The sequence below is a fragment of the Solidesulfovibrio carbinoliphilus subsp. oakridgensis genome, assembly GCF_000177215.2.
GTDB classification, from domain to species: Bacteria; Desulfobacterota; Desulfovibrionia; order Desulfovibrionales; family Desulfovibrionaceae; genus Solidesulfovibrio; species Solidesulfovibrio carbinoliphilus.
In genome coordinates this window covers 2,455,477-2,473,915 of record NZ_CM001368.1, presented here as the reverse complement: position 1 = coordinate 2,473,915, position 18,439 = coordinate 2,455,477, and the positions used below count along the sequence as shown (strand labels likewise).

The window sequence follows — 18,439 nt, the reverse complement described above, 5'->3', positions numbered from 1 at the left end:
GCGTCGCCCGGGCCGAGCCCGACGACCGTCAGCCGGCCAGGGCCACGGCCACGGTGGAAAAGCCGGTCCTGGCCTTCTGGATCAGCAGTTTCCCGTTCCCGGAGGCCAGCATCGCCGCTGCTTCGCATACGCTCCCCACTCCCATGTGTTTGGCCACCCGCTCCGAAGGGTTCGGGGCGGCGACGCCGGAAAGCTCGTCGGCCGTGAAAAATCGGACGTCCGCCCCCAGGGTGGCGGCGGCCTCGCGGATGCCCGGCTCGTCGCGCTTGGCTGCGATGGAGGCGAGAAGGCCGACCGAGGCCACGGCCAGCCCTTTCTCCCGGCAGACGTGGGCCAGAAGCGACAGGATGTCCTCGGCCGGGGTTCCCCGCCGGCAGCCGACCCCGGCCACCAGCACCCGGGGCCGCAGGTAGAGCCGGTCCGGGGCAAGCGGCCCAAGCCGCCAGTCCACCACCACCAGGGGCTGGCCCGGCCGGGCCGGGGCGGGCGAGGCCACCCACTCGAAAAAACGGGCCGCGTCCGGATCGGCCGGGGTGAACATTCCCAGCGGATCGAAGACTGCCACGGGTTCGTTTGCGGCCAAGGCCCCATTGACACGGCGCGTGGCCGCCGGGTTATCCATGGGAAGCCGGAGATCCCTGGCCAGAAGCTCGATGGCCGGGGCCCCGGCGGCGTCGGTGGCCGTGGTCACCACCGGCACGGCCCCGATGGCGGCCGCCACCTCCCGGGCCAGGGCATTGGCCCCGCCCAGGTGGCCGGCCAGCAGGCTTACGGCAAATTGTCCCGCGTCGTCCACGCAGACCACGGCCGGATCGGCCGCCTTGTCGCGGATATGCGGGGCAATGGCCCGGACGGCGATGCCGCAGGCGCAGACAAAGACATGGGCCGGCCGGGCGGCGAAGGTTTCGGCCACCAGGCCGCCCAGGGAGGCAAAGGCCGTGGCCGGGCCGAGGCCGGCGGCGTCGGCCCGGGTGGACAGGTCGGCCAGGCGTTCGGGCACAAACAGGTCCGCGCCGAGCCGGGCGGCCAGACGGCGGCCCAGGCGGGCCCCTTTTTCGGTGACGGCGTACACGGCCGGGTGTGGTGCGGGCATGGAAGGGGCAGCATAGGCTTTTTCGGGCCGGGACTAAAGAACCATCTCGGCCGGGTCGATGAGAGGGAAGGATACGGTGTGATCCGTCCGGAGGCGGCCATGGTCGATGCGGTCACAAGCGGCGGTTACGGGATGCTCGGGCTCTACGCGGCCCAGGCTCCGGTCGTGCCCGCGCCGCCCCCGCCGGCCGCCACTGCGGCCCCGGCCGACGGCGCGGCCCTGGCCGTGGTCCCGGTCGAGCCGGCCAAGGCCCTTGGCAGCGGACCGGTGCCCGGGGGCGACCCCGGCGCCGGCGCCGGAGCCCAGGGGGGAGCCGATGGAGGGTCTGACGGCAAAGCCGCCTCGGGCCAGGCCTTTTCCAGCCAGGGGCAGGCCCTGGCCCGGCAGGCGGCCGTGGCCGTCAGCCTGGCCGGCGGGCCGCCGGCCGGAGGCGGGTCCGCCACGGCCGCCCGGCCCGCCGGCCAGGACACGGCCGAGGCCTCGCCCGGCCGGGCCTCCCGGGCCTACGCCCGGACCCGGTTTTCCGAAAGCGCGCGCCCGGCCGGGGCCATGTTCTCGGCCAAGGCCTGAATCCGCGTCCTTTTTCCCGTTCCCCGGTTTGCACCCGCGCCGGCGCGCCTCCCAGGATCGGGGCCGCGAGGCGGATCCGGAAGAAACCGCCCCCGGGCCGGGACAGGCGGCGGCCCGGCCGAACGGTCAGCGGGTCGCGGACCGGGGCGGCGCGGACGCGAAGGGGGAGGCGTTGCCGGCGGCGGCCTTTTCCGCCACCCGGGGCTTGGGAAAGGAGACCGTGACCGTGGTGCCGGCGGTTTCGGAGGTGTCCATGCTGATCTTGGCGCCGTGGGTTTCGGCGATGAGCCTTGCGCCGTAGGTGCCAAGGCCGGTGCCGTCCTTTTTGCCGGCGGTCACGTACTTGTCGAAAAAGTGGGGCCGGATCTGGGCCGGGACCGCGCCGGGGTTGGCCACGGCCACGTCGAGGGACCGGCCCTCGGCCAGGGTGACCGCCACCCGGCTGCCGGGGGGCGCGGCTTCCAGGGCGTTTTTGATGAGGTTTGAGAGCATGGTGTACAGGAGCATTTCCTCGCCCCGCACGGCAAAGGCGTCCTCGGGCCGGCGGGGCCGGCCGCGCACCACGACATCGAGGGTCAGGCCGCTGGTTTCGATGACCCCGTGCAGTTCGCCCGCGATGTTGTCGAGGATCGGCAGCAGGTCCACCTTGGCCGGGGTCAGCTCGTAGACCCCGCGCTCCATGCGGAAAAGGTCCAGGGACTGGTTGATCATGTTGAGCATGCGGTAGCCGGCGTGCTGCATGAGGCTTAGCATGTCGGTCTGCCGCTCGGTCAGGTTGCCGTCGCGCTTTAAGAGCTGGGGCAGGGTCAAGACCGCGGTCAGCGGCGACTTGAGGTCGTGGCGGGTCATGCGTTCCACGTCCTCGCGCAGCCGCTCGGCCTTTTTGCGGTCCGTGATGTCAACGATGGTGTAGCCGAGGATGTCCGCGAAATGCGAAGCGAATTCCGAACCCTTTTCGCTCGTGTAGCGGTCGGGGTTGGAATCGAAAAAGCTCAGGATGCCGATCAGGCGCTGGGGGCCGAACTTGTCTCTGAGCGGCGAAATGAAGCACGAGCCAAGGAGCAGCACCTTGCGTTCGGCGCAAAAGCCGGGGCCGAAAAAAAACTCCGGGTCCGGCACCGCGCTTATGGGGCACATGAACGGCCCCGGCAGCCTGGCCCCGGGCATGAGGGCGGACAGGGCCTGGCGCATGGCCTTGGCCTCGGCCAGGCGCGCTCCCGGCGGATCGAAGGCCGCGAACTCGCCGGCGTCCAAGAGCAGGCTGACCGCCCGCAGGCCGAACAGGTCCTTGATGCGCTCGAGGATGGCGGGCAGATCCTCGTGGGCACGCATCATTTCCACCACCCGGATGGCTTTGCGGAACTTCTCGAAGGCCGTGAAGCTGCCTTCGAACCGGTCGACCACGGTCTTGAGCTTGGCTTGCAAATCCACGGCCTGCTTGCGGGTCCGCTCGCAATCCTTGCGGCAGTCGAGGATCTCGGCCCGGGCCAGGGCCGCGGCGTTGGCCCGCATCTTGGCCGCCCGGCGCAGCTCGGCCAGGATCTTTTTGAACTGGTAGCTGTTGTGGTCGGCAAACGCCTCCTCGAGCTTGAGCAGGCGTTCCTGAATGTCGGGGAAGTCGAAATTTTCGGGCATGATGCGGGTGTCAGCGGCGATCGGAACCGTAGGGATGCGACGAATAGACGCCGTAGACCTGGGCGTCGCCCGTGGTGCGCACTTCCAGGTTGGAGGCCAGCGGCGCCGTGTGGGCGCAGCCGGAGAGGGCCAAGACGGCCAGGAGGAACAGGGTGCAACAGGCACGAAACATTGTAAAGGCTCCAGGGTTGGGCGGATTGCGGCCAGGACCCCGCCCCCGCCAATGTGTGATCCTACGGCAAGCGCGGGCCGGGCGCAACGTCCAGGCCCGGGCTTTTGACATTCCCCACCGGCGCGGGTAAAAGCGCTCACGTCGTCGCCTGCGGCCTCGCCGGCCTTGCCCGGCCGACGGGCCGGACCTCGCCCCAGGGCCGGGCCGGGCGAGCCGGACGTCTTTTCGTCGAGCAAGAGGAACCCCGCCCCATGCAGCAATCTTACCGTGCCGCCCTTGTCGCCCTGCTCGCTGTCTTCGTCCTCCTGGCCGCACCCATGGCCGATTACGGCCAGGCCCTGGCCAAGAAAGCCCCCCAGGCCGAGAAGGACCGGCCCAAGGCCAAAAGCCGCAAGGCCGCCCCGGTCCGCAAGGTCGCCCGCCACGAGGGGAAGCCGGCGAAAAAGGCCCGCCATGGCCGCAAGGCCGTGGTCCCGGTCCCGGCCGATGTCGAGAACGAGGAAGGCGACATCGGCTCCTGCGAAGTGCCGGCCCTGACCGTCAAGTCGGCCATGCTCTGGAACGCCAGCACGGGCGAACTCCTCTACGAGCAGAATCCCGATTTCCAGATCCCGCCGGCCTCCCTGACCAAGATCCTGACCCTCTACATCATCTTCGACGCCATCCGCCAGGGCAAGCTGCGCCCCTGGGACGTGGTGGACGTGTCCGAGCGGGCGGCCACCCAGGGCGGCTCCACCATGCGCCTGCGAAACGGCGAATCGGTCAAGGTCACGGACATGATCAAGGGCATTGCCGTGGCTTCGGCCAACGACGCCTGCATGGCCATGGCCGATTACCTGGAAGGCGGCAACGTGGACGCCTTCGTGGCCCTCATGAACGACACGGCCAAGCGGCTCGGCATGAGCAACTCCGTGTTCATGAACCCCAACGGCCTGCCGGCCGAGGGCCAGCTGACCACGGCCCGGGACATGCTGCGCCTGGCCAGCGCCTACCTGGAGCAGTTCCCCAAGGCGCTCTCCATCCACTCCCTGCAGTTTTTCTCCCACAACAACCGCCAGCGTCACAACGCCAACTCGCTCCTTGCCAGTTACGAGGGCTGCGACGGGCTGAAGACCGGCTTCGTGTGCGCCTCGGGCTACAACATCGTGGCCACGGCCAAACGCGGCGATACCAGGCTCATCGCCGTGGTCCTCGGTTCGCGCAGTCCCCGGGTGCGCCAGCGCGAGACGGCCAAGCTCCTGGACAAGGGGTTCAAGCTGGCGGCGATCAGGAAGGCGACCACACCGGCCGTGGTCGCGGCCCGTCCGGTCCCGCAGCCGGAGGCGACCGCCGCCCAGTAGCGCCGGCGGGACAACGGATTTTACGGGAGCGTCCGCTGGGCGCTCCTTTTTTTTGCGGATCGGAAGACGGGGCCGGAGGCGAGAGGCAGTGCCGCCGCCGGCCCGTGGAGCAGCCGGGGGGCGTCGCCAAGGGCGGGCCGACCTCGCGGGTTCGCAGGGTGGGAAGAGGCGTGAGCCCGCAGAGGGCCGGGAATGCGCAAAAAAGGCGGAGGGAACGCTACGGCGCGGCCGGGCTTGGGGGCGTGGCCGGGCCGCCGAAGGCCTCGTCCAGGGCCTCTTCGAACTGGCCGGCCGTGTAGAGGTCGCGAAGGACCACCGGGGAGGTGGCGTCCCTGCCGGCCGGGAAAAAGGCGGCCACCGGGATGGACTGGCTGCCGAGGGCCCGCAGGAGGGCCATGGCTTCGGGCGTCTGGCGCGTCAGGTCCACCTTCATGAACACGGCCTTGCGCCTGGACGCCCACTGGGCCACCCGGGCCGAGGTCAGGACCGTGCGCTCCAGGAGCTTGCAGGTCGGGCACCAGTCGGCCGTGAAGTCGAGGACCAGGTTGTCGCGGCCCAGCCGCTCCTCAAAGGCCTTGGGGGTGTAGGCCACCCACTCGGCCTCGGCCGGCGGCGTGAAGGTCAGGGCAAAGGCCAGGCCCGCGGCGGTGACCGCCAGGGCCAGGAGCGTCATGACCATGCGGCGCAGGGGGCTGCTCGACAGATGGGCCCCCCGGCCGAGGAGAAAGGCCCCGAGGGCCGTGGCCCACAGGGCGGCCAGGGCCGGCAGCAGGCGGCCGGGCGGCAGGAGCGCCAGGAAATAGAGGCAGGTGGCGGCCAGGAGAAAGGCCATGCCCTTCTCGAGCCCCTGCATCCAGGCCCCGGGCCGGGGCAGGAACCGGACCAGACGCGGCCAGATGGCCAGCACGGCGTAGGGCGAGGCCATGCCGCAGCCGATGGCGGCGAAGACCGTCATGACGACCGGCAGGGGCTGGAGCAGGGTCCAGGCCAGGACGCCGCCCAGAAACGGGCCGCTGCAGGGCGTGGCCAGCAGCGTGGTCAGGACGCCTGTCAAAAAAGCGCCGCGCCGGGTGTGCCCCCGGCCGCCGGAAGAGATCTTGAGATCCACCACCGGCAGGTGGAAGACACCGAAAAGGCTCAGCGACAGGGCGAAAAGGATCACCGTCACCACGATGGCCAGGGCGGCCGACTGGAACATCTCGCCCCAGGCCAGGCCAAAGGCGCCGAGCAGAAAGCTCAGAAACAGGAAATAGACCACAATCCCCAGGGCGAAAAAGAAATTGTGCTCGCGCAGGATGCGCCGCCGCTCCTGCCGGCCCTCCTCGCCGCTGATGGCCAGCAGGCTCGAGAGCTTCAAGCTGACCACGGGCAGGACGCAGGGCATGAAGTTGAGGATCAGGCCGGCCACAAAGGCGAGGAGCGCCGCCTTGAAGAGTCCCGAAACCTCCAGGGCCGGGGTGAACGACCGGGGCGTCAGTTGCGGCGGCGGGGCGGCCTCGGCCGGCTCGGCTGCCGGGGGCGGCGCGGCCTGGGGCCGGGCCAGGGACGGCAGGGCCGGTTCCGGGCAGGTGGCCTGGGGCATGGCCAGGGCGGCGTTTCGAAGGGCCGAGAAAAGCGGCCACCACGAGGCGGCCTCGGCCGGGGGCAGTTCGGCCGGATCGCGGCCGGCCAGGGGGATGGAGACCGGCAGGGTGGAGGGCCAGCAGCTGGTGTCCGAGCAGGAAAAGACCTTGACCTGTCCGGCCAGGGCCGGCTCCTGGCGCATGGCCTCGGTGACCGGCACGAAGATCGGGGTCAGGCCCTGGTAGACGAGCACGGTCTTTTCCGGCTCAAAGGCGTCCGGCTGGGGCGTGCCCGGCGGAAAGAGGGCCAGGGCAGCGACGGCGCCGGCATGGAGCGTGGCCTGGGCCGACTGGCCGGACTCGGCCGGGCCCACGGCGTAGGCGTGCCAGCCCGGGGCCGAGGCCAGGGTCAGGACGGCCAGGACCTGGCCCGAGGGGTCGCCCTTGGGCAGCCGGTAGAGGGCGGTTTCCAGGCTGGCCGGCAGCTGCTCCTCGCCGGCGCTTGCGGCCACGGCCTGGGGCCCGGCCGACGCGGCGGGCGTGGCCCGGGCCGGGGTCCAGGCGCCGAGCAGACAGGCCAGAAGCGCGGCGGCAAGCGTCAGGGAACGCATCGGGCCGAGGGAAAAAACGTCAGGAAAACGCATGCGACGTGTGCCGGAGGAGGGACAGGGTGGAGGGGACAGTGGCCATGGCAACGGTCCTTGGCCGCCTGGCCGGCCGGCCGGGGGCCCGGCCCGGACGCCGGGCGGTGCGGGCGGTCACTCGAAGCAGAACTCCAGGGTGAAGTCCCCGAATTCCGTGGAAAAGGGGATGGCCACCACGGGTCCGCTGGTGATGTGGCTGATGGTGTGGTTGTCGCCAAAAATGACCGTGGGCGTGGAGGAGGAGAGGTTCAGGCCAAGCTGGCTGAGGCCCGCCCGGGCCTGGCCCGAGATCATGTTGGTGATCTCGCCCACCGCGTCCTTGGCGTCCTGGATGATGTCGGCGATGTCGTCGCCGAGCATGTTTTTCACCACCGCGATGGCACACTTCTTGGAGAAGCTGATGGAGATGCTGCCGTTGCGGTCGCCGGTCAGGCCGACCACGGCCGAGACGTCGCCCGCCGCCGCGCCGGCCTTTTTGACATAGGGCTTGCCAGGCTTGGGGTCGAGCTGCGCCATCATGGTCAGGACGTGCTTGGTGGCGTCGACAAAGGGCTTGGCGACTTCGGCGTCGGTCGGTTTCATGGGCTTCCTCGGATTGCTCGCAGGGCGCTTCGGCCGCGAGGCAGCATATGTCGTATGGCGCAATGTCCTACATCAAAACGTCGGGGCCTGTCACTAGGGGCGGCCGGCCCGGCCGGGCCGGGGCGGAAAATACGTTTTCCCCGCCGGATCGGGAAAATCCGTCCCCGGGGCCGGCCCGGGCGGGCCGGGAAATACGCCTTGCGTTGGGTCAGGGGATTCAGTAGAAGGGATAGGGCAAGGGGCTGGTTTTCTTTGGAAAACCTTGAGATACCAAGTCGTTGCGTGTTCCTGGTCCGGATCTCGGGGGCGCGTTGGCGGTTTCACCGAGGGAGCGCGGACGGCAACCATGCACAGGCAGACGCAAGGACAAGGGGGCTGCGGCGCCAAGACCGCCTACGGCGGCACGGACTGGCAGGCCCTGGAAATCCAGCTCAACCGCACGCGCAACATCCTGCAGGACATCCTGGTCCATTTGCAGGAAGTGCTCAGGAACCTGAAGATGGCCCGCCACGGCGACCGGGGCTTCGCCGCCGCCGCCGATGCCACCGGTCCGGGCCGCTTCGGCGCCAAGGACACCCGGTTTCGGGCCGAGGCCAAGGCCTCCGCCCACACGGCCCACGGCCAGCGGACCCAGCAGGCCGGCCCCTCGGCCGCCGGGGGAAGCGCCACCGCCGGCCGGGCCCATGCCTCCCATGCCACGGGCGCCGCCGGCCGTCCCCATGCGGCCGGAACCGGCGGCTCGGACTGGTTCCGGGCCCGGGCGCGCCAAAATGCCGACACCCGCGCCGAAACCGGCCCGGGCCGCGCCTCCCGCCCCACGCCCGGACCCGAGGCCGCTTCGGAAAACGCCCGCTCCCGCCCCCAGGCCGGCGCCGGCGAACAGGCCCGGCCGAACGAGGGCCGGACATTCCGGGCCGGCCCCACGTCCTCGCGGACCCAGGCCCCGGGCGGCCAGGCCGGCCGTGAGCGCCCCCGGGCCGAAAGCACCTTTCGCGCCTCCGCCGCCGGCGCCGAACGCGAGGCCCGCCAGGGACCGGCCGCCGGCCAGGCTGCGGCCGGCGCCGGCGCGTCCTCGCGGACCCACGCCCGGACCACCGCCCGCGCCGCCGGTTTCCGCCTGGACCAGGACCGCCAGTCCCGGGCCCGGCAGATGGCCCGGCGCAGCGGCATGAACCTCAAGTGCGCCTACGACATCCTCTGCCTCGACTACCCCTGCACCGTCGATGAACTCAAAGTCGCCTACCGCCACATGGCCCGCCTCTACCACCCCGATCTCGGCGGCGACGAGGAAGCCATGAAGGACGTCAACGTGGCCTACGAGCTGGCCATGCGCTTTTGCGCCGGCCCCCGCCGCGCCAGCGCCGCCTGGGCGGTGTAGGGCCAGCGAAAGAGCTGGCGGCCGGAAGGACTTCCCGCGGACCCGCCCGATACGCCGGCCCGGTTCCTTTGGCCACACGTCCCACACCCGCCAACGACCACCCCCGCACCCGCTTCCCACACTCCCGCCCCCCCGTTCGGGGGGGTCCGGGGGGCGTGACGCCCCCCGACCGCCGGAGGCATCTTCTCTTCTCTTCCCGTCTCCCTCTACTCGGCGCGCACGACCTTGTTGCGGCCGGTGCGCTTGGCTTTGTAGAGGGCGGCGTCGGCGGCGGCGAGCATGGCGTCGACGGAGCCAAGCGGCTTGTCGCACAGGCCAATGCTGATGGTGACGCCGACGGCGGTCTTGCCGGCCTTGGCCTTGGACCGTTCGATGCTGTTGCGCAGGTCGTTGAAGACGGCCAGGGCCTGCTCGCCTTCCATGCCCGTGGCCAGGACGCAGAATTCCTCGCCGCCGAGCCGGGCGACCACGTCGTGGCCCCGGAAGCGGTTGCCGAGGCCGTGGGCCACGTGCTTGAGGACTTCGTCGCCCACGGCGTGGCCGTAGGTGTCGTTGACCTTTTTGAAGTGGTCGATGTCGAGCATGGCCAGCGTCATGGGTTCCTCGCCCCGGGTCAGGCGGCCGTGGAGGTCCTTGGCGGCTTCGAAGAAGTGGCGTCGGTTGTACAGGCTGGTCAGGGGGTCGCGGATGGAGGTTTCCCGGAGCTTCTGGATGTATTCGAGCATTTCCAGGTTCTGGGTGACGCGGCAGTAGAATTCCTCGCTGGAGAAGGGCTTGTTCAAGAAATCGTTGGCCCCGTTCTTGATGAACCGGGCCGAGAGGATGGTGTTGCCGTAGGCCGAGATGCCGATGACGGCCAGTTCGTCCTTGCGGCGGCGCCGCCGCACGCGCCGGGTGAGTTCCACGCCGTCCATGCCGGGCATGAAGTAGTCGGCGATGACGACCTTGATTTCGGGGTGGCGTTCGAGGACCGCCAGGGCGCAGGCCCCGTCGTCGGCCTCGTGGACGATGAATTCGTGGGCGGTCAGGAGGCGCACCAGATGGTTGCGCACGGTGGAGGAGTCGTCGACCACGAGGATGTTGACGAACTTGTTGAGCGAAATGCGGCGGACCAGCGAACACAGGTAATCGAGGCTGTCGGGCGATTCCTTGGATACGTAGTCCACGACTTTCTTGGCCCAGATGCGGTCGCGGACCTCGGATTCCACGTCGCCGGTGAAGACGATGGACGGAATGCCCTTGGAAATGACGTAGTCCACGATGCGCCCGTCGGCGGCATCGGGCAGGTGCAGATCGAGCAGGGCCACGAAGAAGGTGTTGTTGTCCGGATTTTCTTCAAGGAGATAGCGGGCTTCCTCGAAATTGGAGGCCCAGCAGGCGTCGAAAAAGAGCTCATCTTCTATCTTGCGGATGAGGATTCGGGCAAAGACCTTGCTGTCTTCGACGATGAGTACTTTTTCCATGGATAGGCGACCGAAGGGAATGTCGCTGTACGGTTTTCGTATAGTCCCGGCCCGCGCAAAAAGCCAGTCGCCGACCATGGTATTTTCCCGAGGTGTCTTGCGTTTCTCGCTTGCGCGACGGTAGGGTGTCCCAAAGCGGGAGCAAAGGAGGCGGTATGCGCGGGGGAGTCTGGACGCTCATGGCGGCGCTGGCGGCGGCGCTTGTGGTGCTGGGGAGCGGTGCGGCGGCCGAGGCCCGCCAGGCCGAGGGGTTTGGCGGCCTGCCATTCGGGAGCGAGCGGGCCAAGCTCGGGTCGTTTATGACGCTTAAAACCGTGGGCGACGTGGAATACGCCGTCAACCTGAACGAGCGGTATCGGATAAACGGCCAGGCGCCGGCGGTCTTCTACGGCTTTGCCGGGGGGCGGCTTTTCGCGGCCTACGTGCGGCTCGACGGCCTGGTGTCCCGGGACGAGATGGCCCGGCGGCTTTCGGCCGATTTCGGCAAGCCGGCCGTTGCCGTGGAAAACGGGGTCGAGGTCCTGCGCTGGCGGCGGGGCGACCTCAAGGTCAAGCTCAAATACGACCCGGCCGCCGGCACGCTCAAGCTCGGCTATTACTCCCTTGTCTACGGCGGCCCGGCGGCCAAGGCCCTGGCCGACCCCGAGTCCGCCCATTTCGACGAGATTTCCAAAGCGTACGAGAAAAACAAGACCGCCAAGGGAGTGACCCTTCCCAAGGCGCCGTCTGTGAAGGGGTATTCGCCGTATGACGACGGCGTCTCCGATCCGGCTGGCTCTTTCTCTCGCCAGTGAGGGCGAAGGGGCCCTCAGCCGGGAGCCGGTCCGGACCCTGGTCGAGGGGCTGGCCGATGGCGTGGCGGTGCTCGGGGAAACGCGCGGGTTCGTGCGCGGCAACGTGGCCGGCCGGGCCAGGCTTGGCGGCCTGGACGGTCCGGCCTGCCACGAGGTCCTTTTCGGCCGCCACGCGCCGTGTCCGGCCTGTCCCCTGGACACGGGACAGGCCGCGGTCACCGCCGAGGCGAGCTGCGCGCCGCTTCCGGGCCGAGGCCCGCGGCCGGCCGGGGTGGTGTGTGTCTTTCCCTCGGCCGCCTCGTCCGTGGCCGACAGCCGCCTGTTCGGCGTGCTCGACCACGTCCCGTCCGCGGCCTTCGTGGCGGACCGCGACTTTCGCTTCCTCTACGCCAACGAGGCCTTTGCCCGGCTGCACGGCCGGGGCGTCGGGGATTTCGTCGGCCGGGGCATGGCCGAAACCGTGGATCCGCAGAATTTCGCCCGCTTCAAGCAGGTCGCCCTCTCGGTCCTGCGCCGGGGCAAGGCCGAGGAGGACGAGATCCGGATCGATTTCGGCGACGGGGAAAAGACCTTCCTGGCCACCTGCCTGCCCCTGGCCAACGCCGTCGGCGAGGTGGACGCCTTTTGCAGCACCCTGACCGAGACCACGGCCCACCGCCGGGTCGAGCAGGAACTCGACGCCAGCCGGCGCCGCTACCAGGCCATCGTCGAGGACCAGACCGAGCTTGTGGTGCGCCTGGACCCGGAGCTGCGCCGCATCTTCGTCAACCAGGCCGCGGCCCGGTTTTCGGGCCGCCCGGTGGAGGCGCTTCTGGGCGGCCCGTTCCTGGAGCGGGTGCCCGAGGTCGAGGCCAAGGCGTTGCGCCAGCGCATCCTGGCCCTGTCGCCGCGGGCCCCGGTCTGCGACATCCGCCACCTGCTCCACCGGCCGGACGGCCTGGAGCTTTGCCTCAACTGGACGGTGCGGGCCATTTTCGACGACGCCGGGCGGGTGCGCGAATACCAGGCCATGGGCCGGGACGTCACGGCCTACTGGCGCATGGAGCGGGAGCTGGTCAAAAGCGAGACCAAGTACCGCGACATCTTCGAGCACTCGGCCGAGGGCATTTTCCAGTTCGAGCCGACCGGCACCATGCTGGCCTGCAATCCGGCCCTGGCCCGCATCCTCGGCTACGGATCGGCCGAGGAGGTCATGCTCGAGCAGGGGGACCTGTTCCGGCGCATCCAGGCCAGGCAGGACGACCGGCTGGAGTTCTTGCGCCTGCTCGCCCTGCAGGGCCGGGTGTTCGATTTCGAGATGCAGGTGGTGCGCCGCGACGGCCGCACGGCCTGGCTGTCGGTCAATGCCCGGGCGGTCATGGACGAGTCGGGCCGGCTGGCCCGGGTGGAGGGCGCGGCCCGCGACATCACGGACCGCAAGCGGGCCGAGGAGGAGCGCATGCTCCTCGTCTCGGCCGTGGACCAGAGCGCCGAAGGGCTGGTCATCGTCAGCCGGGATTTCCGCCTGGAATACGCCAATCCGGCCTTTGCCCAGATCATCGCCGGCGGCCAGGAGACGGCGGGCCGGTTGGACCTGGAGGCCCCTCTGGCCGCGTTTCTCGGGGAATCGGTGCGCAAGATGCTGGGGCTTGGCCTGCGCTGGTCCGGCCGGGTGCGCGTGGCCCGGCCGGGGGGCGGGGAGGGCGTGGCCGAAACGCTCATCTCGCCGGTGCGCGACGCCACGGGCCAGATCGTCAACCACATCATGCTCGTGCGCGACATGACCTACGAGGTGGGCCTGGAAAAGCGGCTGCGCCAGGTGGAGAAGCTTGAAGCCATTGGCGTCCTGGCCGGGGGCGTGGCCCACGATTTCAACAACATCCTGACCCCGATCCTGCTCAACACCGAGATGATCCTGGCCGACATTCCCTGGAAGGACCCGCTGCGAAAGCCCTTGGCCGACGTGGTCCGGGCCTCGGAGCGGGCACGGGACCTGGTGCGCCAGCTGCTGACGTTTAGCCGCCAGGGGGAGCTGACGGTGGGCCCGCTGCCCTTGACCCCGCTGGTCAAGGAGACGGTCAAGCTGGCCCGGGGCATGGTCGAGGCCCGGGTGGAGATCCGGCCGAAGGTGTCGGAACTGGCGCTGACCATCGAGGCCGATCCGGCCCAGATCCATCAGGTGCTCATGAACCTGTGCCTCAATGCCGCCCAGGCCATGCCCGGGGGCGGGGTCATGGAAGTGGGGCTCGCGGCCGTGCCCGAGCCGCCCCGGCAGGCCGGCCCGTCCATCGCGGCCGGCCTGCCCCTGGCCGGGCTGGCCCCTGGCCCCTACGCCCGGGTCTGGGTCTCGGATACCGGGCACGGCATGGCCCCGGACATCGGCGAGCGGATCTTCGAGCCGTTTTTCACCACCAAAAAACCGGGCCAGGGCACGGGCATGGGGCTGGCGGCGGTCCACGGCATCGTCAAGGGCTGCGGCGGCGCGGTGCTGGTGACGAGCGAGGTCGGCCGGGGAAGCCTGTTCGAGGTCTTCCTGCCGCTTATCCCGAAGCCCCGGGAAGAGGGCGTCAGTTGATCGGCGCGTCGAGCAGGTCGTAGCCCTGCCAGCCCGGGCCGTCGAAATGCCACCATTCGGTCGGCAGCGGCTCGAACCCTTCCTTTCGCATGGCCGCTTCCAGGCGCTTGGCGTTGGCCCGGGCGGCCGGGTCGCCGCCGGCGTAGTCGCGCCGGGCCTTTTCGGTGAAATCGTCAAATCCGGACGGCATGGGCAGTTCGTTGCCCGAAGCGTCGACCAGGGTCAGGTCCACGGCCGCGCCCCGGTTGTGCTTGGAGCCCGAGGCCGGCTTGCCGTCCTTTTCCACGGGTTTGGCCACCCAGTCTTCGTTGGGCACCAGGGCCCAGAACTTCTTCTGGATGGAAAACGGCCGGTAGCAGTCGTAGACCTTGAGGCCAAGGCCCTGTTTTTCGAGCTCCGCCTGGACCCGGGCCAGGCGGGCGGCCACGTCGGCCCGCAGGAAACAGCGGGGGGCCGGGTACACGGCCACATGGGTGAAGTTGTTCGGTGTGGCGTAGCGGATGTCGAGCCGGACGTCCGGCGCGGCCCTGGTCACGTCCACCAGGCCGGCGGCCTCGGGCGTGGCCGGCCCGGCGGCCCGGACGGAGGATGCGGCGGCAACGAGGACGCACAACAGCAGGACGGGCAACAGGGCGAGGCGGCGGCAGTGCATGGCGAGGCTCCTTTTTGGGCGACAATGCCCTGCCCCGGCCCGATGTCAAGCCATCCGCCGGTGGCAACCCGTTCCCCGCAGGGCGGCATTCCCCATGGACAGAATCGCGGCCATTTCCCCTTCCCCGGGAACTCTCGGCTTCCTATTTCCGCCACACCCTTTCGGGGGGTCCGGGGGGGATGATCCCCCCCGGCCGCCGGAGGCATCTTTCCCCTCCGGTTGACGGAAAATCGTGGTCGGTTCATAACATGCCACAGTCGCCCCAGGCGGCGAAACCCCAAGAGGAGGAAAACGCAATGAGCGAGAGGACCGGTCTTGTCACCTTTCAAGGAAACGGCCTGACCCTGGCCGGCAATCCCGTGGCCGTCGGCGACGCGGCCCCGGACTTCACCGTCCTGACCAATGGACTGGCCCCGGCCAAACTGGCCGATTTCACGGAAAAAGGGCTCATCCTCATCGCCGTGCCCTCCCTGGACACGGCCGTGTGCGATCTGGAGGCCCGGCGTTTCAACAATGAAATGGAGGGACTGGCCGGCAAGGCCAAGGCGCTGGTCGTCAGCATGGACCTGCCCTTTGCCCAGAAGCGGTGGGCCGACGCGGCCGGAGTCACCAACATCGTCACCCTGTCCGACCACCGCGACACCTCCTTCGGCCTGGCCTATGGCCTGCTCATCAAGGAGCTGCGGCTTCTGGCCCGGACCGTGCTGGTCCTCGGTCCGGACCGCAAGGTGGCCTACATGGAACTTGTGCCCGAAGTGACCAACGAACCCGACTACGCCGCGGCCCTTGCGGCCCTGGGCAAGGTCCTGTAGACACGGGGCCGGCCGCCTGGGCGGCCGCCAGGACGCACCATGAAGCATTTTCCGTTTTCTTCGAGCCGACGCCGCCTGGCGTCGGCCCTTTTTGCGGCCATGGCCGCGGTCTCGGTCCTTGCCGGCTGCGCCGGCCAGCAGGCCACGGTCACGCCGTCGGTGGTGGTGGAAAAGGAGACCCTCGGACGCGGGGTCGAGGTCGCCATCAAGGTGACCGACGCCCGGCCAAGCGCCGAAGTCGGTCTGTGCAATCCCGCGTCGTCGTTTACCGGCAAGCTGACCACGGCCTGCGATCCGGCGCCGGCCATGCGCTCGGCCGTGGAAAGGGGCCTTCGCGACAAGGGGTTCACCCCGACGGTCGCCCACGAATCCGTGGTCCGCAGCCTCACGGTGGAACTCAGGGAGCTGTCCTACAAGCCCGCCCAGGAGGGGGGCCAGCTGGCCGCCCGGGCCGTGGCCGTCATCCATGTCACGGCCGACAACAACGGCCAGGTCATGACCAAGCGCTACGAGGGCGAAACCGTGTGGAAGTTGCCGGGCGAAGGCGTGGAACCGGAATTCGACAAGCTTCTGAGCATGACCGTGTCCAAGGCCTTAAGCCGCATGGCTTCCGATTACGAACTGATCCATTTCCTGGAAAAGACCATCCTGCGCACGCGCGACATCAAGTAAGCCGGCCGGGGCCGCCCCTGGCGGTCCCGGCCCCCTGTCCCGAAACGGCCGCCCCGCCGGCCCCGTCCGGCGGCACCCCCGCCGCAAAAGGATGACCTCCCCATGGCCCTTTCCGTCGGCATCGTGGGTCTGCCGAACGTCGGCAAATCCACCCTTTTCAACGCCCTCACCAAGGCCCAAAACGCCCAGGCCGCCAACTACCCCTTCTGCACCATCGAACCCAACGTGGCCATCGTGCCCGTGCCGGACGCCCGCCTGGACGCCCTGGCCGGGCTCGTCGATCCGGACCAGATCGTGCCGGCCACCGTCCGGTTCACCGACATCGCCGGCCTTGTGGCCGGCGCCAGCAAGGGCGAAGGCCTTGGCAACAAATTCCTGGCCCACATCCGCGAAACCGAAGTCATCGTCCACGTGGCCCGGGCCTTCGAGGACGACGACGTGGTCCATGTTTCCGGCAACGTGGACCCGGCCCGGGACATCGACGTCATCGAAACCGAGCTCATCCTGGCCGACGCCCAGGTCCTGGAATCCCGCCTGGACCGGCTGGTCAAGCAGACCCGGGGCAGCAAAGACCGGGATCTGCTCGATAAGGTCACGGCCGGCAAGCGGCTGCTTGACCACATCATGACCGGCCAGCCGGCCTCCACGGTCCCGGACATCGACGGTCCGGGCATGGCGGCGCTTTTTGACGAAATCCGCCCCCTTTCCGCCAAGCGCGTCATCTACTGCGCCAACGTCGGCGAGGACGACCCGAACGGCCTGTCGCCGTTGGTGGACAAGATCCGCCAGGTGGCCGCAGCCCGGGGCGCGGAGATGGTCGTGGTCTGCGCCCGCATGGAAGAGGAGCTGGCGGGCCTGGCCGACGACGAGCGCCAGGAATTTCTCGCCTCCTACGGCCTGACCGAATCCGGCCTCGACCGGGTCGCCCGGCTCGCCTACCACACGCTCGGTCTCATCAGCTTTTTCACCGCCGGCCCCAAGGAAGTCCGGGCCTGGACCATCACCGCCGGCGCCAAGGCCCCGGCCGCGGCCGGCCAGATCCACTCCGACATCGAACGCGGCTTCATTCGTGCCGAAGTCATCTCCTTCGACGACTACATCCGTTGCCAGACCGAGGCCAAGTGCCGCGCCGCCGGCGTGCTGCGCCAGGAAGGCAAGGAATACGTCATGGCCGACGGCGACGTCGTCCACTTCCTGTTCAACGTGTAGGGGGAGGCATATTCTCCTCCTCTCCCACGCAACCTTGCCGTACTGTCATCGCCGAGTAATGTCGCAAAGAGGCGGCGGTGCTACAGTCCGGCAAAAAAGGGAGACGCCGCATGTTTTCAGGACTGTTGCAGCCGATGCATCTGCTGTTGATTCTTGGTGTTGTGCTGATCGTGTTCGGACCGGGCAAGCTGGCCCACCTGGGCCACGACCTGGGCAAGTCGATTCGGGAGTTCAAGTCGGCCATGGAGGCCCATGACGTGACGCCCGAGGCGGTGTCGGAGAAGCCGGCCCCGCAGGCGGTGCCCGACAAGGCCGGTCCGGCGGCCTAGGGTTGCGCCCCTTGAAAAATACGCCGGCATTTTCCAAGCAAAAGGAATTGGCTTGGATGGTTCTCCAGGAAAAAGCATGTGCTTTTTCCTGGACGCGACCCTAGGCAGGGGCCAGGGGCGGGGATTTGGCTTCGGCCTTGTCCTTGTCGAGGCGCAGGGTGCGCCGGAACCGTTTGTCGAGGGTTTCCTCGAGGAATTCCTGGAGTCCCCGGCGGTATTTCTTCAGGTAATACTGGCGGTCGAGGAACTTTTCCTTGTGCCGGTATTTGATGAGCGTCGAGGGGTTGAAGTAGGCCACCGCGTTTTTGGGCGTCAGGACAAAGGGCGGCAGGCCTTCCTGGACCAGGATGTAGCTGGCGACCAGGGCGCCTGTCCGGTGGTTGCCTTCGAGGAACAGTTGCGGCTGGCTGACCGAGAGCACGTAGACCCCGGCCGCCCGGCGGGTGGCGGACTTGTGGCGCTTGCGTTCGTACCAGTCGGCGATCTCGTCGATGCCCGCGGCGAAGCGGCGGCGGGTTTCGAGCAGGTGCGGGCCGTATTCCAGGCGGACCCGGGCGTTCGAGCCGCAAAGGACCAGGTGGTTGAGTTCCAGGATGTGGTCCACGCCGGACGGGGAGAAGATTTCCACCCGGTCTTCCAGGAGCTGGTCCACGTAGGCATAGCCTTCGAGCAGGTTGCCGATGATCTGGTCGGTGAGCGGCTCGCGGCGCATGAGCAGTTCTTCGTTTAAGGCCTCGAAGTTGTTTTTGACTTCGCGCAGCGAGGCCTCGATGCGGTCGAGATCGAGGCGGTATTGTTTGTGGCTGCTCATGGCCATGATCCGTGCATCCTCCCACTCCTAATCCGGCCGGCGCGTCCGGTCCAGGGGATTTGCCGCAAGTCCGGGACAATGTCCATGGCGGCGGCGACGGGTGGCGGGGCCCATGAAAAAGCCGCCCCGGACATGTCCGGGGCGGCTTTGCGTGTTGTTTGGGAGGC

17 protein-coding genes are annotated in these 18,439 nt (G+C 68.9%); 9 read left to right on the top strand and 8 right to left on the bottom strand.

Annotated features, from left to right (window positions below):
- Positions 1-28: 28 nt before the first annotated feature.
- Positions 29-1,093, bottom strand: a complete 1,065-nt coding sequence (locus DFW101_RS10725) for a cobalt-precorrin 5A hydrolase (protein ID WP_009181538.1) — start codon at positions 1,091-1,093, stop codon at positions 29-31.
- Positions 1,094-1,171: 78 nt separating this feature from the next.
- Between DFW101_RS10725 and DFW101_RS10720 the strand changes: the two genes are divergently transcribed.
- On the top strand, positions 1,172-1,663 hold the full coding sequence (locus tag DFW101_RS10720; RefSeq protein ID WP_232285985.1) for a hypothetical protein: 492 nt from the start codon (positions 1,172-1,174) through the stop codon (positions 1,661-1,663).
- Between the two features lie 126 nt (positions 1,664-1,789).
- Here the strand turns inward: DFW101_RS10720 and DFW101_RS10715 are convergent, their stop codons facing one another.
- On the bottom strand, positions 1,790-3,298 hold the full coding sequence (locus DFW101_RS10715) for a sensor histidine kinase (RefSeq protein ID WP_009181536.1): 1,509 nt from the start codon (positions 3,296-3,298) through the stop codon (positions 1,790-1,792).
- 10 nt (positions 3,299-3,308) lie between these two features.
- Complete coding sequence (locus DFW101_RS19810; RefSeq protein WP_009181535.1) at positions 3,309-3,470, bottom strand: hypothetical protein; 162 nt, start codon at positions 3,468-3,470, stop codon at positions 3,309-3,311.
- A 251-nt stretch (positions 3,471-3,721) separates the two neighbouring features.
- Here DFW101_RS19810 and DFW101_RS10710 point away from each other — a divergent pair, with 251 nt between their 5' ends.
- Entirely contained in the window at positions 3,722-4,810 is a 1,089-nt protein-coding gene (locus DFW101_RS10710) for a D-alanyl-D-alanine carboxypeptidase family protein (protein WP_009181534.1), read from the top strand.
- A 217-nt stretch (positions 4,811-5,027) separates the two neighbouring features.
- On the opposite strand, the gene DFW101_RS10705 is transcribed toward DFW101_RS10710, so the two are convergent.
- Both DFW101_RS10705 and DFW101_RS10700 read right to left on the bottom strand, forming a co-directional pair.
- Entirely contained in the window at positions 5,028-7,016 is a 1,989-nt protein-coding gene (locus DFW101_RS10705; RefSeq protein WP_009181533.1) for a protein-disulfide reductase DsbD family protein, read from the bottom strand.
- 114 nt (positions 7,017-7,130) lie between these two features.
- Positions 7,131-7,598 (bottom strand): chemotaxis protein CheX, encoded by a 468-nt coding sequence (locus DFW101_RS10700; RefSeq protein ID WP_009107041.1) that lies wholly within the window; start codon positions 7,596-7,598, stop codon positions 7,131-7,133.
- Between the two features lie 346 nt (positions 7,599-7,944).
- On the opposite strand from DFW101_RS10700, the gene DFW101_RS10695 reads away from it, so the two are divergent.
- Positions 7,945-8,976 (top strand): DnaJ domain-containing protein, encoded by a 1,032-nt coding sequence (locus tag DFW101_RS10695; protein ID WP_009181532.1) that lies wholly within the window; start codon positions 7,945-7,947, stop codon positions 8,974-8,976.
- Between the two features lie 206 nt (positions 8,977-9,182).
- Here the strand turns inward: DFW101_RS10695 and DFW101_RS10690 are convergent, their stop codons facing one another.
- Positions 9,183-10,439 (bottom strand): response regulator, encoded by a 1,257-nt coding sequence (locus DFW101_RS10690; protein ID WP_009181531.1) that lies wholly within the window; start codon positions 10,437-10,439, stop codon positions 9,183-9,185.
- Positions 10,440-10,594: 155 nt separating this feature from the next.
- On the opposite strand from DFW101_RS10690, the gene DFW101_RS10685 reads away from it, so the two are divergent.
- Entirely contained in the window at positions 10,595-11,233 is a 639-nt protein-coding gene (locus tag DFW101_RS10685; RefSeq protein WP_009181530.1) for a hypothetical protein, read from the top strand.
- Positions 11,187-13,787: a PAS domain-containing sensor histidine kinase gene (locus DFW101_RS10680; RefSeq protein WP_009181529.1), complete on the top strand. Its 2,601-nt coding sequence runs from the start codon at positions 11,187-11,189 to the stop codon at positions 13,785-13,787. The genes DFW101_RS10685 and DFW101_RS10680 overlap by 47 nt, the downstream gene beginning before the upstream one ends.
- Here the strand turns inward: DFW101_RS10680 and DFW101_RS10675 are convergent.
- On the bottom strand, positions 13,780-14,439 hold the full coding sequence (locus DFW101_RS10675) for a M15 family metallopeptidase (protein WP_009181528.1): 660 nt from the start codon (positions 14,437-14,439) through the stop codon (positions 13,780-13,782). The genes DFW101_RS10680 and DFW101_RS10675 overlap by 8 nt on opposite strands.
- A gap of 296 nt (positions 14,440-14,735) precedes the next feature.
- Between DFW101_RS10675 and tpx the strand changes: the two genes are divergently transcribed.
- The 4 genes from tpx (at position 14,736) to tatA (ending at position 17,461) form a co-directional block, all read left to right on the top strand.
- Positions 14,736-15,251 carry a thiol peroxidase gene (tpx, locus tag DFW101_RS10670; protein ID WP_009181527.1) on the top strand — a complete coding sequence of 172 codons (516 nt, stop codon included), beginning with the start codon at positions 14,736-14,738 and terminating at the stop codon, positions 15,249-15,251.
- A 39-nt stretch (positions 15,252-15,290) separates the two neighbouring features.
- Positions 15,291-15,923, top strand: a complete 633-nt coding sequence (locus DFW101_RS10665; RefSeq protein ID WP_009181526.1) for a YajG family lipoprotein — start codon at positions 15,291-15,293, stop codon at positions 15,921-15,923.
- A 102-nt stretch (positions 15,924-16,025) separates the two neighbouring features.
- Positions 16,026-17,132, top strand: coding sequence for a redox-regulated ATPase YchF (gene ychF, locus DFW101_RS10660; RefSeq protein ID WP_009181525.1), 1,107 nt, complete (start codon positions 16,026-16,028; stop codon positions 17,130-17,132).
- Positions 17,133-17,242: 110 nt separating this feature from the next.
- On the top strand, positions 17,243-17,461 hold the full coding sequence (gene tatA, locus DFW101_RS10655; RefSeq protein ID WP_009181524.1) for a twin-arginine translocase TatA/TatE family subunit: 219 nt from the start codon (positions 17,243-17,245) through the stop codon (positions 17,459-17,461).
- A 100-nt stretch (positions 17,462-17,561) separates the two neighbouring features.
- On the opposite strand, the gene DFW101_RS10650 is transcribed toward tatA, so the two are convergent.
- A complete protein-coding gene (locus DFW101_RS10650; protein ID WP_043642852.1) occupies positions 17,562-18,272 on the bottom strand; it encodes a Fic family protein in 711 nt (236 codons plus the stop codon).
- Between the last annotated feature and the right edge of the window lie 167 nt (positions 18,273-18,439).

What these genes read in the sequence shown, in the direction of transcription:
- DFW101_RS10725 (WP_009181538.1), bottom strand. Translation starts at nt 1,093, where the DNA reads ATGCCCGCACCACACCCGGCCGTGTACGCCGTCACCGAAAAAGGGGCC.
- DFW101_RS10715 (WP_009181536.1), bottom strand. Translation starts at nt 3,298, where the DNA reads ATGCCCGAAAATTTCGACTTCCCCGACATTCAGGAACGCCTGCTCAAG.
- DFW101_RS19810 (WP_009181535.1), bottom strand. Translation starts at nt 3,470, where the DNA reads ATGTTTCGTGCCTGTTGCACCCTGTTCCTCCTGGCCGTCTTGGCCCTC.
- DFW101_RS10710 (WP_009181534.1), top strand. Translation starts at nt 3,722, where the DNA reads ATGCAGCAATCTTACCGTGCCGCCCTTGTCGCCCTGCTCGCTGTCTTC.
- DFW101_RS10705 (WP_009181533.1), bottom strand. Translation starts at nt 7,016, where the DNA reads ATGCGTTTTCCTGACGTTTTTTCCCTCGGCCCGATGCGTTCCCTGACG.
- DFW101_RS10700 (WP_009107041.1), bottom strand. Translation starts at nt 7,598, where the DNA reads ATGAAACCGACCGACGCCGAAGTCGCCAAGCCCTTTGTCGACGCCACC.
- DFW101_RS10695 (WP_009181532.1), top strand. Translation starts at nt 7,945, where the DNA reads ATGCACAGGCAGACGCAAGGACAAGGGGGCTGCGGCGCCAAGACCGCC.
- DFW101_RS10690 (WP_009181531.1), bottom strand. Translation starts at nt 10,439, where the DNA reads ATGGAAAAAGTACTCATCGTCGAAGACAGCAAGGTCTTTGCCCGAATC.
- DFW101_RS10685 (WP_009181530.1), top strand. Translation starts at nt 10,595, where the DNA reads ATGCGCGGGGGAGTCTGGACGCTCATGGCGGCGCTGGCGGCGGCGCTT.
- DFW101_RS10680 (WP_009181529.1), top strand. Translation starts at nt 11,187, where the DNA reads ATGACGACGGCGTCTCCGATCCGGCTGGCTCTTTCTCTCGCCAGTGAG.
- DFW101_RS10675 (WP_009181528.1), bottom strand. Translation starts at nt 14,439, where the DNA reads ATGCACTGCCGCCGCCTCGCCCTGTTGCCCGTCCTGCTGTTGTGCGTC.
- tpx (WP_009181527.1), top strand. Translation starts at nt 14,736, where the DNA reads ATGAGCGAGAGGACCGGTCTTGTCACCTTTCAAGGAAACGGCCTGACC.
- DFW101_RS10665 (WP_009181526.1), top strand. Translation starts at nt 15,291, where the DNA reads ATGAAGCATTTTCCGTTTTCTTCGAGCCGACGCCGCCTGGCGTCGGCC.
- ychF (WP_009181525.1), top strand. Translation starts at nt 16,026, where the DNA reads ATGGCCCTTTCCGTCGGCATCGTGGGTCTGCCGAACGTCGGCAAATCC.
- tatA (WP_009181524.1), top strand. Translation starts at nt 17,243, where the DNA reads ATGTTTTCAGGACTGTTGCAGCCGATGCATCTGCTGTTGATTCTTGGT.
- DFW101_RS10650 (WP_043642852.1), bottom strand. Translation starts at nt 18,272, where the DNA reads ATGAGCAGCCACAAACAATACCGCCTCGATCTCGACCGCATCGAGGCC.